We start from the raw sequence: 16,165 nt of genomic DNA on the forward strand, positions 1-16,165 counted from the left end.
GCGAGCCATCGAATACAACGTACGTTGTGACAGGTGCAAGGAATCTCAATCATGAAAACTCAAGACGTGTGGTGCAAATCAGCAATCGCTCTGGCATTGATTCTCTCCCTTGGCCTCGCCGGTTGCAGCAGCGGCGGTGGCGGCCATCACAGCAGTTCCGGCAGTTCTGCGGCGGACGGTAGCGCCGGCACTGGTGGCACCTCGGGTACTGGCGGTACGGGGGGCACCGGTGATACTGCGGGCACTGGTGGCACTGGCGGCACCGGCAACACAGGTGGTACTGGCGGAACCGGCGGTACAGGTGGCACCGATCCGACCAATCCAACCAACCCGACAGATCCGACTGATCCAACCAATCCGACTAATCCAACCACTACACCGCTGGTGACCACCACCCTGGTGCAGGATGTCGGTAAGACCGTCGCGGGTGTCGGCGATGGCGTTGGCCAGATCGGCGACTCGCTGAGCACCGTACCGGTGGTCGGTGGTGTGGTGCAGAGTGCGGCCAACACCGCAGGCAATGTTGTCAGCACCTTGGGTGATGGCGTCGCCAATGGCATCGGCAAACTGCCCACCGACCCTAAAGGCCTGACCACCACCGTCGCTTCGGTCGGCGGCGTGGTCACCGATGTCGGCAACGGCGTTTCCGATCTCAGCGGCAAACTGGCGACCGCCACCGGCAGCGTTCCGGTGGTAGGCGGAGTGGTCACCAAAGTCGCGCCGCTGCTCGATGGTGTCGGTGAGAAAGTCACCATGCTCGGCAATACCCTCGACACCACGCTCACCAACGGCCCGACCAGCCAACTGACCAACCAACTCGGCGCCAGTCTGGTGCCAGTCATCGCCATGGTCGAAAGCACAACGGACAAGGTCGGTGATGCCACCGGGCTCGGCGATCCACTCAAAGGCGTGATCTCGCAAGTCGGCGGCGCAGTGAACACCCTGGGCGGCAAGGTCACCGATGCGGGTAACGGCAATGCCCTGACCAACACACTCGGCGGCGCGTTGAGCGATACCGGCACCGCAGTCGGCAAGGCCGGTGGTCTGGTGTCTAACGGCACTGGTTCGGGTACCGGTGGAGTGGGTGGTGGCTTGGGCGGCGGCCTCGGCGGCACCGGGTTGTTGCAAACCGTTGGCGGTGCCGTGGTCAACGTCGGCGCAGGCCTGAATGCCGGGAATACCAATGGCGTCGTCAGCGCCGGTGGCGTTACCGCTGTCGGCCTGGGCAACACCGTCGCGTCGCTCAACACCGTGCTGGGCGGATCGGGCACCCCGATCACCGCGACAACTTCACCTCTGGCCACGGTGGGCGCCACCTTGGGCAATGGCCTGAACCCGGTCACCAGCGCCGTTACCAACGTGACTCAACAAGTCGGTGCGGCGACAGGTCTCGGATCACCCGTCGCAGGTCTCACCGGTCAGGTCGGCGGTGCTGTCAGCAATATTGGTGGCGCGATTGCCGCGACCAACAACCCGGTCACCACCGCAGTCGGTGGTCTGGTCAGCAACGTCGGCGGCACCGTCGCCACCGTCGGCGGCCTGGTTAACGGCGGCACCAGCGGGGGTACCACCAGTGGCGGTCTGGGCGGTGTACTCGGTGGTCTGACTGGCACCCTGGGAGGCAACAAACGCTAAATTGCACCTGGCCGATTCGACGGCCTCACCTACAGCGCCTACGCTTGGTTGAGGGCGGAAGATTCCCACGAGTCTTCCGCCTTTTTTCTTAGGAAAATTCAGCCCAGTGCCGTGATCTGACCATGGAGTGTCCTATGCGCGTAATGGCATCCCTGCTGTTCCTCAGTCTCAGTTCCGCCGCCCTCGCCGACACCCTGCCCAGTTTTCTCAACAGCAACGAAACCATCCGCAACCTGCCCGTGCCGAACCTGCCAGCCGACGCGTACCGCCCCAGCGCCGCGCCCGTGCAGGTGCCCGATGCCGGAGCAGCCGCCGCGCAACCGCTGTTGATGGACACCAAAATCAATCTGCAAACCGTGCAGATCGAAGGCGGAACCCTTTACCCGCTCAACGAACTCGCTGAAATCTACAAACCGCTGATCGGTCATGAGACCCGACTCGCCGATCTGATCGAAGCCACCCGCAACATCACCCGGCGTTATCAGCAGGACGGTTACCTGCTGTCGTACGCGTTCTTGCCGCAGCAAAACTTCAATGACGGCGTAGCGCGCGTGGTCCTGGTGGAAGGTTACGTACGGGATATCCAGATGCAGGGCGATGTTGGCCGGGTCAAAGGACTCATCGACAAACTGGCGGCGAAAATCCAGGCCGAACGGCCGCTGACCCGTAAGACTTTCGAGCGTTACACCACACTGATGACCCGCATCCCCGGGGTGACAATCCAGGCCCAGGTGCCACCGCCCGGCACCACCGATGGCGCCACCACTTTGGTCGCCCAGGCCAGTCGCAAACCGTTCACCAGCACCCTGAGCACCACTGAAGACAACCGCAACGGCACCCAGGCTTTGCTCGGCGTCAGCAGTAACTCGCAGACTTCAATGGGCGAGCAACTGAGCCTCAGCGGCTTGTTCCCGCCGGGTGACGACCACGAACATTACTACCGCCTCGACTACAACCAGTTCCTCAATGACGAGGGCGCGCAACTGGCCTTGTCCGCCTCACGCTACCGCGCCGACCCCGGCACCAACGTCGTGCTCGACAACGGCCTGCAGCTCAAACCGCACCGCGAAAACGATCGCTACTCGATCGGTTTCACGTTGCCGCTGATTGCCGCCTCCAACGAACTGCTGACCGCCGGCTCAAGGCTTTACGCGGTCAACGACAAGACTCGCTACAACGTGGTCGGCTTTCCGCTGAGCGTCGAAGAGCGCACCGACATCCGCGCCCTCGCCTTCGAGAGTGACTGGCGCAAGGCTGATGCGCGCCAGCTGCGAATCCTCAGCGGCGGCGTATACCAAGGCCTCGACAGCATGGGCGCGAAAACCAACAACGACGCCATCGACCTCGATTTCTTCCGCGTGCGGCTGTCCGGCGTACAGAGCGACAAGTTCTTCGATAACTGGCAAGGCGTGCTGTCGGCTGCGTTGTACTGGAGCGACGACACCCTGCCCGACAGCGAGCGCGCGGTATTCGGCGGGCAGAATTTCGGTCGCGGTTATCCCGACGATCAGGCGTCTGGCGACAAGGGCTGGGGCGTGGCGTACGAGGTCAACTACAGCTTCAACCGCGACGGCAACTGGGTGCGCGTCCTGCAACCGTATGTCGTGCTCGACCGCTCGCGCAGCTGGTTCAACGAATTGCCGGTGCGGGCCAACAACCTGTCATCGACGGCGATCGGGCTGCGGTTTGGCGATGCCAAGTACTACAACATTGCGCTGGAGGCGGCGAAGGCCATGTCGGATGAAGCACTGGATACGTTCAATCGCAAGCCTCGGTACAGCATTAGTTTCAGCTATCAGTTGTAGGACCGGGATTGCACTCCGCGCCTGAGTCAAAACAACTGTCGGAGCGAGCCTGTTCGCGAAGGCGCTGGATCAGCCAACCGTTCTGTTGACTGACACACCGTCTTCGCGAGCAGGCTCGCTCCCACAGGTTTTACGTGATGCGGATCAGAACGCGTAACGCACCTTCGCGGTAAAGCCGTCGGCATTGAAACCGCTGGCCGTTACGTAGTTGTACGAACCGCCGACACTCCACGCGCCCATCCGGTAGTTGGCGCTTAGGCCCAATTCATAGCTGTCGCGCACGGGTGTGGTGCCACGGCTGGTGAATGAGTCGCCGCCGAGTACGAACGATGAGGAGGTCGCCACCTTGTCGCCAATCACGTCATGCCAGGCCATGACTTTCGCTTCAGGTTCCAGTCTGCCGGTGCCGAGCGCAAAATCCGCGGCCAGGCGCGCACCGAAGCCCATCTCACCGACTTCGTAGCGCTGGCTGCCGACATTCAATGCTGCCGAACTGCCCTTCTCGCGATACGACTCCATGCCGACGTTGGCGTAACGCGCACCAACCTGCGGCTCCAGCACCACACCCGGGGTCAGGCGCAGGGTATAACCGGCCAAGGCACTGACGCCGAATACATCGCTGTCGTAATCGCCTTTGGCGCGGGTGCCGGCGATGTAGCGTTTGGATTCGTTGTCGTTCCAGCCGTACATCAGCGAAGCGTCGACGAACCAGTTGTCATGCGTCCAGTTGCTGTAGACCGTCAGCGCGTGGCCGGTCACTTTGGTTTTGCTGCCGAGATCGGATTTCACGTCGGTGTCGAGGTAGCTGTAAGCCAGACCGATCGATGTGTCGGCGTTCAACTGACCGTCGGCGCCGACGGCAATCCCGTGGCTGTCGGCGTCATAACCGGCGACACCGCGACGGGCATCCTGATCGGCATCGCTGCTGATGGCTTGCAGCCAGACGCCTTTTTCCGGGGCGACGGTGGTCGTACGTGCACGATTGGCGCGGTCGTTGATCACGTCGGAAACCAGCGTCTGGCTGTTGGCGGCGGCGTGCAGCACGCCACGGCTGACGTCCGGGCCGAGTGTCTCGGCCAGCCGCGCCATTTGCGTGTCGGTGTCGGCATTGGCGAACGCCTGGAACACCGGATCCTGCTCACCAAGACGTGACATCAGCGAGGCCGACAGTCCGACCAGCGCAGAAGCAGCGTTTTGGCTGCCGCCGGCATCGAGGGTATTTTGCGTCAACACATCTTGCGACTTGGTGCTGACCAGCGCCTTAACGTCGTTACCTTCAACGCCATAGCTTTTGACTTCGAGCAATGCCGAAGACGACTCAACCGTAAGGTTTTCGCCGCCGATCAGATTGCCCGAACGGATCAACGTGTAACGGTTGCCACCGGCGGCCGTGCGAAAATCGCTGGAGCGCGCCTGCAATTGCACATGACCGCCCGGCGCGATCTCGGTGGTGCCGGTGACGGTCAGAATCGCCCGGTTGATGTCGGTGTCATTGCCGACCGACATCGCAATCACCGAGTCCGCTTCTTCCATGTCCAGATCGCCGACGATCGTGGTGTGCGCCCGCGCCAGGGTCAGAGTGCCTTCTTGTACCGTGACGTAACCGGACTTGATCGTCGCACCATCGAAGTTGACCTCGCCATCAATCGACACCCCGGAAAGGCCCAGCAAGTCGCCTTTGACATCGCCGTTATTCCAGTAAAAGTAACTCAGGCCATCGTCCACTTGAATGGCCGCCGTACCGCCCTCGATCATGCCGTATGACTGAACAATGTTGAGCGGACCTTGTCCTGCGGGCTGGTTGTACACATGAATGCCGATGCTCTCCCCGTATACGTTGCCGTAGTTGTAGAGACCGTATTGGCTCGCATTCGATGCAGACACAAGCTGCACCCCGTTCAACACCAAAGCTTCGGCGCCACTGCCGGTGGCCCTGAGCGTCGACCGGCTCACGACGGCGGCGGACAGTGCGGTGTTTTCCAGATAAAGGCCACGGGCGTTGGTGCCGCTGACGACGATGGGGCCGGAGTTGATCACACCGCGGCCAAACGAAGTGTCGATCAGCGCAACCCCGGTGGCGTTATTGCCGCTCACCGTGATTGGACCTGAGTTCATGAAGGTGCCACGAACCGGAGTGTCCTTCAGCGCGATACCCGTCGATTCACCGCTGGCAGCCAGGCCATTGACCGTGACCGAACCCTCGTTGCTGAAGTTGTAGCCGAGCTGCGCCCACGACACGCCCGCCGCTGGCGCTATGTCGATCCCGACACCGTGGGTGGCGCCATCGATGGTGATCCTGGCCTTGTTGACGATTTCGCTATTGACCGACAAACCGGTGAACCGCGCCGCGCTGGTCATCGCCGACGAAGAGCTTTCCACAACATTCGCCGTGCCCACGAGATTCAGAAAATCGTACGTCTGCTTGACGCTGACCAATGGCCCCGTGCCCAGATCGTAATTGAGCGTGACAGCGCCGACACCCGGAGCCTGAACAACGGCAGCCGCCACAGAAAGCGCCAGCAAAGAGCGGCGCAGACAAGAAGTATTCAAACGAGATTCCCTTCCAAAACATGAAAAACAGTTTCAGCAGGGTTCACGTATTCATTCAGGCATCCCTACCGGCCCGCCAGGTGTCCTGGCTCGGGCGCGGGGAATGTACACGAGCCATCACTTTGACACCATCAAAAAGTCAAAGAAATGACGTCAAATATTCAAAGAAACCGACCAACTGTCAGTCCGCAATCGCGAGCAGGCTCACTCCCACAGAAAAACAAACGCAAGAACAGCGCAAATCGCACATCCCTTCTGCTCCTCACCACTCAACAGGATGAGCGTTAGCTCGGCTGCAGCTCTTGATCTGCTGGCCCCTTCGGCAGGCTGAGTGGAGGGATTGATCCGGGGGTAGGCGCGCAGCGCCGTTCGACGAAGTCGAACACATCGAAAGGAGGTGCAGCGAAGCAAACCGGAAGCGATGCCCCGGGATCGATCCCGGAACGAAGGAACCCCGAGCCCCAGCGAGGGGCCGAACGCCGGGGCCCAGCCTTTTGGTTACTTTTTGGCGTCTGAAAAAGTGACCCGCTGTAAGAGCGGAACCGCCAGCCGCAACACCCGCAGCAACGGATATTCACCAAAAACACCCAAAGCACGGTCGGCCCAAAGGCCGCCGAGTTCAACCTCAGCCAACCTGAACCTTAGGCTTGGGAAACAGATTATCCAAAGTCTCCAACAACCTGACGTGATAAATCGGCTTGCGAAACAGATCCAGCACCTGCAACCGCAACATGTCGCTGACATCCTCCATATCCGCATGCCCCGACGTCACAATCACCGGCAAATGCTGCCGAGAAGTATGCTCACGCAAGCGCTTGATCAACGACATCCCGGACTCCTCCGGCATACGCAAATCAGTAATCACCAACGCGATATCCGGATACCGCGTCAGATGATGCAACGCCAGCTTCACCGACGTCGCCGTATGGCAAGTAAACCCTTCACCCTCCAGCAACTCTGCCAGCTCCAGCAACGCGTCCTCTTCATCGTCAACCAGAAGCAACTGTTGGCGCGGCAGCGAGGAAGCAGTCATGGGCAATCCCTGAAAACTGAAAGTGAACCCGAGTGTAGCGCGGCATCAACCAGGCAGCAGTTTCATTCAACTCAGGGCGGCGGTGCGGGGGCCGTCACGGCAGTGCCGCCCAGTGCCACCAGCAAATTGTTGAACATCACCAGTACCCTGGCGCCAACGGGGGTGACGAACACGATGACCACCACCGCCACCATCGCCACGACAATCGCATACTCGATTGCCGACGCGGCTTCAGTACTGGCAAAGAAGCCGCGGACACGCACTTTCAAATAATCAAAGAGCATCGCCATTCTCCTTGCCAGTCAGGGCCTGGTTACCGCTGTGCCACCCAGCCCGGTCAGAATATTGTTGAAGTAAGCCAACACGCGGTTACCCAGCGGCGTGACGAAAGCCACCACGACCACGGCAACCATCGCCACCACGATCGCATATTCGATCGCCGACGCGGCTTCTTCGTTTTTGACCAGCAAACGGACTCTGGCCATCAAATAATCGAGGATCATCCGACACATACGACTACTCCTTTGCGCCTGTGGCGCCCATGTCACGCTGCTGCGGTAAAAACCACCGTGCCATTTGAGCATTGTCAACAAAGCCCCACCCAACAACTGTAAGAACGGATTAATCACAAAGGATTAATCACATCGCGAAGTTGCCGATGGCTGCTGTTAATTGGCCAAGACTCATACTTTAGTGGGTTATTTTCCTGTCACTAATGGCGTTTTGGCTCGAATCAGCTAGCGTGGAAATAGCGAAATAGTTGCATGTTCATAGCTGCCAGATTGGGAACTTCTCTCGTTAGCAAGTGCAGTGGGTAGTGCAGCAGGAAAGGGAGAGCCGTCATGAACAGTCGCGTCACCATGGGCCTTGCAGCCATCCTTATGCTTGGAGCGATCTTTGTCGGTTACTGGGGGCTGGTGCTCAGTCGTCAACCGGCACCCGTCGCCGAAGCGCCCGTTGCCCCAGCCGTCACCGTTGAAAAAACTGTCGCGATCGCCGAAGACCAGACCCGCCAACCGGTGCTGGTGTTGCTGCACGACGTGCCGCCCTTCACCGCGCTGACCGCTGCCGATGTCGCGGTGGAAAAACTGCGCAGTGCACCGGCCGGCAGCTTGAGCAACGTCGACCAGGCCGTCGGCCGTACGCCGTGGCGGCAGCTCAGCGCCGGCACTTGGCTGAACGATGAAAGCTTCACTGCCGGCGGCTCACTGGCACGCATGATTCACAGTGATGAACGCGCCCTCACCGTGGCCGTCGACGAAGTGATCGGCGCGGCCGGGCAACTGATCCCCGGCGATTACGTCGATGTGCTGCTGTATCTGCGCCAGGACACCAGCAACCTCGAACAGTCGGCGCAGATCGTCGTCCCGGCCATGCGCGTGCTCGGGGTTGGCGATCAATATGGACTGACCAACGACGGCCAACCGGCCTCGCCGGCCCTGAGCGCCGAGGAAAAACTCAAACAGGATCAACGCCGCATCGCCGCGCGCACCGTGGTGCTGGCGGTGCCGGAACAACTGCTCAGCCGACTGATGCTGGCAACGCAAGTCGGCACCTTGCGTCTGGCCGTACGCAGCAGCGAAGAACAACGCCTGGCCAAATACTGGGCCGGCGAAACTCAGGCGCCGGCACATCTGAACACTGCCAACAGCCAACTCTTCCAGTTCACCCAACTGGCCTTGGGCACCGGGCCGAAAGCGCCTTCCAGCGGTGGTTCCGGCGCAGCCCCGAAGCCTGCCGTGGAAATCATTCGCGGCAATCAGATCACCCAACAAAACCCATGACAGCGCAAGGATCCAAGGGCATGCAGAGTCGTTTCAGGCCGACATTCAAACCCATGTTGTGCGCCCTGTTACTGATGGGACTGTCGATGGACGCCGCGTTGGCGGCGGTCGGCAATTGCTCGGCACTCGGGCGCATGCCGCCAGTGATCGAAATCGGCGAAGGCTTTCAGCAGGACGTGCAATCGCCAGTGGCGATCACTCGTCTGGCCATTGGCGACCCGAAAATCGCCGACGTGCACGCCAACGGCAGCTCGTCCTTTCTGCTCACCGGTGTTGCACCCGGCGCCACCAGCCTGATGGTCTGGACGTCGTGTTCGAGCGAGCCGCGCCAGAGCATGGTCTTTGTTCAGGGCGCCGCCACTGCCGCCATGACCGGCACCCTGCCCTCGGATGACCCGAACCTGCCGTCCCAGGTGCAGACCGATATCCGGTTCGTCGAAGTCAGCCGCACCAAACTCAAGGAAGCCACCGCTTCACTGATCGGTACGCGTGGCAATTTCCTCTTCGGTTCGCCCGGCACCCTGCCGCCGATTGACGGGGTGCCGCAGCCCCGCCTGCCGGTGGACAACTCGCTGTTCAACTTCTCGTGGATCGGCGGCAAGACCATGGCGATCATCAACGCGCTGGAAACCAGCGGCTTTGCCTACACCCTCGCGCGGCCGAGTCTGGTCGCGCTGAACGGCCAGAGCGCAAGCTTTCTCGCCGGTGGTGAAATACCGATTCCGGTGCCCAGTTCCGGCAGCGACAGCGTCTCGATCGAATACAAGGAGTTCGGCATCCGCCTGACCCTGACGCCGACCATCATCGGCCGTGATCGCATCGCGTTGAAGGTCGCCCCGGAAGTTAGCGAACTCGACTTCAGCAATGCTGTACAAATCGCCGGCACCACCGTGCCGGCCCTGACCATCCGCCGCACCGACACCAGCGTGTCGCTGGGCGATGGCGAAAGCTTCGTCATCAGCGGCCTGATCAGCACCACCAACAGCTCGCAAGTGAACAAGTTTCCCGGCCTCGGCGATATCCCGGTGCTCGGCGCCTTTTTCAAAGGCTCGCAGATCAAACGCGAAGAGCGCGAATTGCTGATGATCGTCACTCCGCATCTGGTGCAGCCATTGGCCGCCGATGCCCAACTGCCGTCGTTGCCCGGCGAGAAACTGCGCAATTACGACCCGAATTTCTACCGCATGTTCTTCCTGGAAAACGGCAACTTCGACAAGCGCAGCGGGTTATCGCAATGAGCCAGAGCCTGAGCCAGACCTTTCTTGCCATCACCCGCAACAGCACCGATCTGGAGTGGCTGCAAGGCGCGCTCGCGCCGCTCGGTCAGGTGGTCAGCGCCGGTGGCGGCAGCCTCGACGAACTGCTGGCGCTGGTCGACGTCACCTTTGCCAGCCTGGTGTTCGTCGGCCTTGATCGCGAGCATGTGGTCGCCCAGAGCGCGCTGATCGAAGGCGCGCTGGAGGCCAAACCAATGCTGGCAATCGTCGCCCTCGGCGACGGCATGGACAATCAACTGGTGCTCAATGCCATGCGCGCCGGTGCGCGCGATTTTGTCGCCTACGGATCGCGCTCCAGTGAAGTCGCCGGGCTGGTGCGGCGCTTGAGCAAACGCCTGCCACCCGTGGCGCAGAACACGCAACTGGGTGGCCTCACGGTCATGTATGGCGTGCAGAGCAGTTCGGACGGCGCATTGCTCGCTAACCACATGGCATTGGTGGTGCAAAAGAGCGGTCAGCAGACCTTGTTGCTTGATCTCGGTTTGCCGCGCGGTGACAGCCTCGCCCTGCTCGGGCTGGAGAGCTCGTTCCACTTCGGCGATGCCTTGCGCCACTTGCGAAGGCTCGACGCCACGCTGATCGACAGCGCCTTCACCAGCGCCGAAGCCGGCCTGCGTATTCTTGCTTATGCCAGCAACGATGAGCCGCTGGAGAGCACCAGCGCCGCCGAGCTGTACATGTTGCTCAGCGCCTTGCGCCAGCACTTTCAGCACATCGTGGTGAACCTCACCGGGCAGACCGACAGCGAAGCCTTGCGCACCTTCGTCAGCCATTGCGACAAGTTGCTCTGGTACACCGACCAGAACGTGCTCAACTGCCGACGCAACCTCGCAGTGCTCAATCTGTGGCGGGAAAAAGGCATGAAACTCGACCACGGGCGCCTGCTGATCGACCGCTACCTGAGCAACGTCGCGCCCAACTCGGAAACCCTCGGCAAGACCTTCAATCTGGAAGTGATCGCCACACTGGCCCTCACCCCGGAAGTGCGCCTTAACGCCAAAAACCAGGGCGTCAGCCTATTCGAACTGGCCCCGCGCGAAAAGCTCACGCAGAGCCTGCGCGCGCTCGGCGAACGTCTGGCGAAACGCTCCGAAGGCCTGGCCAAGCCTAAAGTCACTTGGTTCGACCGCTTGCGAGGCACCTCATGAGCGCAGAAAAACTCTTCGGTGCGGCGCCCCGCAGTGGCGTCGGCAACAGCGATCACGAAGGCCTGAAACTGGTCCTGCATCGCTACATCATCGACGCCTTGGAAGAGTCCGGGAAAAACCTGCTGGAAGGTTCACGCCAACAACTCGCGCAATTTGTCACCGACAAAGTCGCCGAATACATCGCGCGTTTGCACCTGGCGATTTCTCGCTACGAAATGGAGCGGCTGGCCGAAGAGATCGTCGACGAACTCACCGGTTTCGGCCCGCTGGAGGTGTTGCTGCGCGATCAGTCAGTGACCGAAATTCTGGTCAACGGGCCGCACCGGGTGTTCATCGAACGCGACGGTGTGCTGCACCAGAGTGACCTGCGGTTTATCGATGCGCATCACGTCGAACGGGTGATGCAGCGCATCCTCGCGCCGCTCGGCCGGCGCCTTGACGAGTCTTCGCCGATGGTCGATGCACGCCTGCCGGATGGCAGCCGGGTCAACGCGATCATTCCGCCGATTGCTCTCGACGGGCCGTGCCTGTCGATCCGCAAATTTCGCAAGGACATGCTCAAGAGCACCGACCTGATGGCCATGCAAACCATCGACCTGCCGATCTTCGAGTTTTTCCAGGATGCCGTCGGCAAGCGCTGCAACATCCTCATCAGCGGCGGCACCGGCACCGGCAAAACCACGCTACTGAATATTCTCAGCCAGTTGATCAATCCGCACGAACGTCTGGTGACCATCGAAGACGTCGCCGAATTGCAGCTCGGGCACCCGCACGTGGTGCGCTTGGAAACCCGGCCGCCGAACGCCGAAGGCCACGGTGAAGTGAAGGCCAGCGACCTGATTCGCAACGCTTTGCGGATGCGCCCCGACCGGATCATTCTCGGCGAGATTCGCGGTGTCGAAGTGGTCGACGTACTCACGGCGATGAACACCGGTCACGACGGTTCGATGAGCACCGTGCACGCCAACAACGCCCAGGATGCCCTGCTGCGTCTGGAGACACTGGTCGGCCTGACGGGTCGCTCCATCGCCGAGCGCACCCTGCGCCAGATGATCTGCGCCGCCCTCGACGTGATCATCCAGCTGACGCGCATGCCTGACGGGCGCCGCTGCGTCAGTGAGGTGGTGGAAGTGGTCGGTATTCGCGAAGACGTCTACGTCACCAACACCCTGTTCCGCCTCGACCGCCGCACAGGCTTTGGTTTCCTGCGCGAAGCGATCAACCCGGCCGGCGACAAGCTGCGCCACGAGGCGCATCTGGGCTGACGCAAGGAGCTGCGAGCATGCTGGGACCGATCATTCTCATCGTTATCTGCCTGATGTTGCTCGGGCTGTCGATTCGCCTGTTCCTGCAAGGTTTGCGCAAGACTGCCACGGAAAAAGTCCTCAACCGACTCGCCGCCGGACAACCGCAACTGGCGCCTGAAAAACCTGTGTGGGTTGGACTGGAACGGATGTTTCTGCGCGCCGGGCTGGGCCGTCCGACCGAACGTTTCGGCCTGTGGCTGAGCCTGTGGGCGCTCGCGATGGCGCTGGGTTATTTCCTCGCCGACTGGGTTGGCCTGCTGCTGATGGTCGTTGTTCCGCCACTGGTGCTGCGACTGTATATCGCCTTCCTTTACCAGCGCCGAATCAAACGCATGATCGAGCAACTGCCGCAATTACTTGATCACACCGTACGCAGCCTGAAGTCCGGGCGCACCCTGAGCGACGCGGTCATGGGCGGCATTGAAGCCAGCGAAGATCCGTTGAAAAAAGCCATGGGCCGGGTCCAGCGCAACGTGCAACTGGGGGTGAACTTGCCGGATGCCGTCAGCGACTTTGCCGAACTGTACGAACAGGACGAACTGCGCATGTTCGCCCTCGGCCTGAAGGTCAATCATCGCTACGGCGGCAACGCCAGCGAGCTGCTGGAGAACCTGATCAAACTGATCCGCGAACGTGACCAAGGCGCGCGGCAACTGCGCGCCCTCACCGGCGAAACCCGCATGACCGCGTGGGTGCTCGGCGCGCTGCCATTGTTGCTGGTGAGTTACTTCATGCTAACCAACCCCGGCTACATGCTCGGCATGTGGAACGACGCGAGCGGGCAGCACATGCTGATCAGCGCCGCCGTGTTGCAAGTGTTTGGAAGCCTGGCGCTGTGGCGCATGTTGCGGAGCGTCTGACATGGTCTACCTCGCCGCTCTCATGTTGCTGCTCGGCGCCCTGCTACTCGTGGTCAATCACTTGCTGACCGAACGGCGTCGAGTGCGTCAGGTCAATCAGCGCTTGCAAGGGCATCTGGTGCGTGAAAACCGCTTCGGCAGCTGGCTGCGCGCACTGGGCGGCAGTAAGTTCGGACAACGCTCGGTGAGCATCGACAGCGAAACCCAGACCCTGCTCAACCGCATCGGCTGGCGCCGCGCCAACGAGCGGGCGCTGTACGCCGCCTGCCAGATCGGCACGCCGCTGCTGACATTGGGTTTGGCGATTTTTCTGCAAGAGGTGTTTTTCCCGCAGGCTGACAACCGCTGGATCGTGCCGATGCTCGCCGCCGGCGGCGGCTACCTGCTGCCCAAACGCTTGCTAGCCTATGCGGCGGCACGCCGGCAGAAAACCATCGCCGTGGAGGTGTCGACGTTCATTCCGCTGCTGCGCATCCTGTTCGAATCCGGCATGGCCGTTGAACAAGCCCTGCGTGTACTCAGCATCGAAGCGCAAAAATTGTTGCCGGAACTGACCAGCGAACTGCGCCTGATTCTGACTCGTGTCGACTCCGGTCTGGAGCTCGGCCAGGAGTTGAACAAAGCCGCGGTGATGCTCGCCGTGGACGAATTCAGTGACACCTGCGTGATCCTGCAGCAACTGATTCAACAGGGCGGCGGCGCGATGAAATCGCTGCTGGCGCTCAAGCAACTGCTGGACGACCGGCGCCTGACGCGCCTGCAGGAATACATCTCGAAAATGTCGGCGAAGATGTCGGTGGTGATGATGCTGTTTCTGTTTCCGGCATTGTTGATCGTACTCGCCGGCCCGGGCTTCACCGCGATTGCCCGGGCATTTGCAAACTGACCTTGCTCATGGAGAGCGTTTGATGAAAGTACTGATAGTCATGGTAACTCTGTTGCTGCTCGGCGGTTGCGCCACCGACGGCCAGGCACCTTGGACAACACTGCTGGCACCGAGCAGTTGCAGCAAAATGACCCAGGAGCAGGAACTGGCCCTGAACCTCGCGGACGACCTGGCCAACGACGGCAAACTGCACGCCAGCCTGGCCAACCTGCAAAGCCTGCCGGACAACATCAGCGAAGTGCGCCTGCGCAAGGCCAAGGTCTATCGTCTGCTCGGCCGCAGCGAAGCCGAGCCGCTGTACCGCGGCCTGCTCGGCGGCTGCCTGACCGCCGAAGCCGAACACGGTCTCGGCCAGCTCTACGCTGCTCGCGGCGACAACGGCCAAGCCCAGGCTCACCTGCAACGCGCCGCCCGCTTGGCCCCCACCGACGAAAAAATCCGCAACGACCTCGGCGTGGTCTACCTCAACCAGCTGCGCCTGAACGACGCTCGTTTCGAGTTCCTCACCGCCATCGAACTCAAGCAGAACAACCAACTGGCAACGCTGAACATGGTCACCCTGCTGCTGTATCAGAACGACTGGCCACAAGCCGCCGAAATCGTCAGCCGCGCCAAACTGACCCCGCAACAATTCACCGAAGCCCAGGAACGCGCAGAAAAACTCAAAACCCCGGTCAAGGCCAAACCGGCCACCAGCAACCAAGTGGCCGCCGTCGCCGACCCGTTGCCGTCATCGCTCAAGTAAGGAGACAGCCATGCATCCCTTCAAAGGTCTGTGCTACTTGACCCTGCTCAGCCTGCCTCTCAGCGCCGCCGCCATCGACGCTGGCCCCGCCTCGGCGCAACAACAGGAAACCGAAGGCTGGCTGGTCCTGCAAAGCCGCAACAAAGCCGCATCGCCCAAGCCACAAACGGCGACCGCGACCGAACGGGATCTGGCGATGCAGCGCTGGTTGAAGAAGTACAAATATGAGATTCCGGATTTTTATGATCCAGATGCGGGTGGGAAGATCGAGAGCAAGAATTAGTGAGGCGCTGACCTTGCGAGCGCTTTCGCGAGCAGGCTCGCTCCCACAGGTAGATTGCATTTCAAAATGTGGGAGCGAGCCTGCTCGCGAAGAACGATGACGCAGTGTGGCTGCCAGATCAGGTCTGCGGATCTACCCGATCCAATGCCCGGTTTACTGCCAGCTCGGCCAGCATGACGATCTGCTGAATCGCCAGCGCCGTATTGCGTTCCGGCCGGGCCAACTGATCGGCAAAGTTACCCGCCAGCGTGTTGGCCGAAGCCAGGGATTCGCAGGCGTGGGCGAGCAGGCTTTCGGTATCGATTTTCGGGTGGATGAGGAACATCGTGGCGGATTGGTGGGGTTTCGCGGGTTCTGGGCAGAGGTAGAAATCGAGGGCGCGTTTGATGGCTTCGCGGTTTTTGGCGAGGTTGTCGACGCGGATGGCTTCTTCGAGCGGGGTGATGGGTTCGATGGGTGGGTCGGGGATCAGTTTGTCCATTGAAACAACTCCAAAGTCTTTGCCGCCACCCACTGCCATTCTCACGGGGCAATAGGTGGCAGCTATATGCGGGGTGAGAATACCGGTTATGGACACCCGGCCAGACCGAAGTCTGCCCGCACACAGCCGCCATGACACATTGCAGACAGCAGACAAGCTGGCGGCGATTATGCGTGCACAAAGACTTGATGACCATAAATTGCCGGGTTCTCACACCCGATCACTGAGTGTTCAGCGACAGCCAGAGACTAGAGAGCGCACGTCCGACGGACAACCTGAAAACAGTGTAGGAAGGTTCCGGTTATCTGCCACAAAATTAAACAGCCAAAAGCCAACCCTCACCCTAGCCCTCTCCCGGAGGGAGAGGGGAC

General features: G+C 61.0%; 15 protein-coding genes. 10 read left to right on the forward strand and 5 right to left on the reverse strand.

From position 1 onward, the window contains the following. The first annotated feature begins 51 nt into the window (after positions 1-51). Complete coding sequence (locus ACWR1S_RS24305) at positions 52-1,635, forward strand: collagen-like triple helix repeat-containing protein (protein ID WP_454565267.1); 1,584 nt, start codon at positions 52-54, stop codon at positions 1,633-1,635. 134 nt (positions 1,636-1,769) lie between these two features. Beyond that, positions 1,770-3,440 (forward strand): ShlB/FhaC/HecB family hemolysin secretion/activation protein, encoded by a 1,671-nt coding sequence (locus ACWR1S_RS24310; protein WP_454565268.1) that lies wholly within the window; start codon positions 1,770-1,772, stop codon positions 3,438-3,440. 144 nt (positions 3,441-3,584) lie between these two features. Here the strand turns inward: ACWR1S_RS24310 and ACWR1S_RS24315 are convergent, their stop codons facing one another. The 4 genes from ACWR1S_RS24315 to ACWR1S_RS24330 all read right to left on the reverse strand — a co-directional run bounded on the left by ACWR1S_RS24315 (position 3,585) and on the right by ACWR1S_RS24330 (position 7,535). Continuing rightward, positions 3,585-5,990: an autotransporter outer membrane beta-barrel domain-containing protein gene (locus tag ACWR1S_RS24315; protein ID WP_454565269.1), complete on the reverse strand. Its 2,406-nt coding sequence runs from the start codon at positions 5,988-5,990 to the stop codon at positions 3,585-3,587. Between the two features lie 625 nt (positions 5,991-6,615). Beyond that, positions 6,616-7,023 carry a response regulator gene (locus tag ACWR1S_RS24320; protein WP_127925706.1) on the reverse strand — a complete coding sequence of 136 codons (408 nt, stop codon included), beginning with the start codon at positions 7,021-7,023 and terminating at the stop codon, positions 6,616-6,618. Between the two features lie 71 nt (positions 7,024-7,094). Beyond that, positions 7,095-7,307: a Flp family type IVb pilin gene (locus ACWR1S_RS24325; RefSeq protein WP_150750022.1), complete on the reverse strand. Its 213-nt coding sequence runs from the start codon at positions 7,305-7,307 to the stop codon at positions 7,095-7,097. An 18-nt stretch (positions 7,308-7,325) separates the two neighbouring features. After that, a complete protein-coding gene (locus ACWR1S_RS24330; protein ID WP_007914649.1) occupies positions 7,326-7,535 on the reverse strand; it encodes a Flp family type IVb pilin in 210 nt (69 codons plus the stop codon). A gap of 330 nt (positions 7,536-7,865) precedes the next feature. On the opposite strand from ACWR1S_RS24330, the gene cpaB reads away from it, so the two are divergent. Genes cpaB through ACWR1S_RS24370 form a run of 8 tightly spaced genes read left to right on the forward strand, consistent with a single transcriptional unit; the run spans position 7,866 to position 15,313 of the window. After that, the gene (cpaB, locus tag ACWR1S_RS24335) at positions 7,866-8,807 is read left to right on the forward strand and encodes a Flp pilus assembly protein CpaB (RefSeq protein ID WP_454565270.1); all 942 of its coding nucleotides are present in this window, start codon (positions 7,866-7,868) and stop codon (positions 8,805-8,807) included. A gap of 20 nt (positions 8,808-8,827) precedes the next feature. Next, positions 8,828-10,045 (forward strand): type II and III secretion system protein family protein, encoded by a 1,218-nt coding sequence (locus tag ACWR1S_RS24340; protein ID WP_194935546.1) that lies wholly within the window; start codon positions 8,828-8,830, stop codon positions 10,043-10,045. Then, positions 10,042-11,232 carry an AAA family ATPase gene (locus tag ACWR1S_RS24345; protein ID WP_454565271.1) on the forward strand — a complete coding sequence of 397 codons (1,191 nt, stop codon included), beginning with the start codon at positions 10,042-10,044 and terminating at the stop codon, positions 11,230-11,232. The genes ACWR1S_RS24340 and ACWR1S_RS24345 overlap by 4 nt, the downstream gene beginning before the upstream one ends. Then, positions 11,229-12,497, forward strand: coding sequence for a CpaF family protein (locus ACWR1S_RS24350; protein ID WP_454565272.1), 1,269 nt, complete (start codon positions 11,229-11,231; stop codon positions 12,495-12,497). The genes ACWR1S_RS24345 and ACWR1S_RS24350 overlap by 4 nt, the downstream gene beginning before the upstream one ends. A 17-nt stretch (positions 12,498-12,514) precedes the next feature. Next, positions 12,515-13,399 carry a type II secretion system F family protein gene (locus ACWR1S_RS24355; protein WP_454565273.1) on the forward strand — a complete coding sequence of 295 codons (885 nt, stop codon included), beginning with the start codon at positions 12,515-12,517 and terminating at the stop codon, positions 13,397-13,399. A 1-nt stretch (position 13,400) separates the two neighbouring features. Continuing rightward, a complete protein-coding gene (locus ACWR1S_RS24360) occupies positions 13,401-14,285 on the forward strand; it encodes a type II secretion system F family protein (protein ID WP_454565274.1) in 885 nt (294 codons plus the stop codon). 22 nt (positions 14,286-14,307) lie between these two features. Next, on the forward strand, positions 14,308-15,030 hold the full coding sequence (locus ACWR1S_RS24365; protein WP_454565275.1) for a hypothetical protein: 723 nt from the start codon (positions 14,308-14,310) through the stop codon (positions 15,028-15,030). A gap of 10 nt (positions 15,031-15,040) precedes the next feature. Then, positions 15,041-15,313, forward strand: a complete 273-nt coding sequence (locus ACWR1S_RS24370) for a DUF3613 domain-containing protein (protein ID WP_034154790.1) — start codon at positions 15,041-15,043, stop codon at positions 15,311-15,313. A gap of 118 nt (positions 15,314-15,431) precedes the next feature. On the opposite strand, the gene ACWR1S_RS24375 is transcribed toward ACWR1S_RS24370, so the two are convergent. After that, positions 15,432-15,794 carry a DUF6124 family protein gene (locus ACWR1S_RS24375; protein WP_454565276.1) on the reverse strand — a complete coding sequence of 121 codons (363 nt, stop codon included), beginning with the start codon at positions 15,792-15,794 and terminating at the stop codon, positions 15,432-15,434. Positions 15,795-16,165 lie beyond the last annotated feature (371 nt).

Source organism: Pseudomonas sp. AIG (genome assembly GCF_977020205.1).

Coding starts and splice junctions, on each gene's coding strand:
- ACWR1S_RS24305 (WP_454565267.1), top strand. CDS start 52: ATGAAAACTCAAGACGTGTGGTGCAAATCAGCAATCGCTCTGGCATTG.
- ACWR1S_RS24310 (WP_454565268.1), top strand. CDS start 1,770: ATGCGCGTAATGGCATCCCTGCTGTTCCTCAGTCTCAGTTCCGCCGCC.
- ACWR1S_RS24320 (WP_127925706.1), bottom strand. CDS start 7,023: ATGACTGCTTCCTCGCTGCCGCGCCAACAGTTGCTTCTGGTTGACGAT.
- ACWR1S_RS24325 (WP_150750022.1), bottom strand. CDS start 7,307: ATGCTCTTTGATTATTTGAAAGTGCGTGTCCGCGGCTTCTTTGCCAGT.
- ACWR1S_RS24330 (WP_007914649.1), bottom strand. CDS start 7,535: ATGTGTCGGATGATCCTCGATTATTTGATGGCCAGAGTCCGTTTGCTG.
- cpaB (WP_454565270.1), top strand. CDS start 7,866: ATGAACAGTCGCGTCACCATGGGCCTTGCAGCCATCCTTATGCTTGGA.
- ACWR1S_RS24340 (WP_194935546.1), top strand. CDS start 8,828: ATGCAGAGTCGTTTCAGGCCGACATTCAAACCCATGTTGTGCGCCCTG.
- ACWR1S_RS24345 (WP_454565271.1), top strand. CDS start 10,042: ATGAGCCAGAGCCTGAGCCAGACCTTTCTTGCCATCACCCGCAACAGC.
- ACWR1S_RS24350 (WP_454565272.1), top strand. CDS start 11,229: ATGAGCGCAGAAAAACTCTTCGGTGCGGCGCCCCGCAGTGGCGTCGGC.
- ACWR1S_RS24355 (WP_454565273.1), top strand. CDS start 12,515: ATGCTGGGACCGATCATTCTCATCGTTATCTGCCTGATGTTGCTCGGG.
- ACWR1S_RS24360 (WP_454565274.1), top strand. CDS start 13,401: ATGGTCTACCTCGCCGCTCTCATGTTGCTGCTCGGCGCCCTGCTACTC.
- ACWR1S_RS24365 (WP_454565275.1), top strand. CDS start 14,308: ATGAAAGTACTGATAGTCATGGTAACTCTGTTGCTGCTCGGCGGTTGC.
- ACWR1S_RS24370 (WP_034154790.1), top strand. CDS start 15,041: ATGCATCCCTTCAAAGGTCTGTGCTACTTGACCCTGCTCAGCCTGCCT.
- ACWR1S_RS24375 (WP_454565276.1), bottom strand. CDS start 15,794: ATGGACAAACTGATCCCCGACCCACCCATCGAACCCATCACCCCGCTC.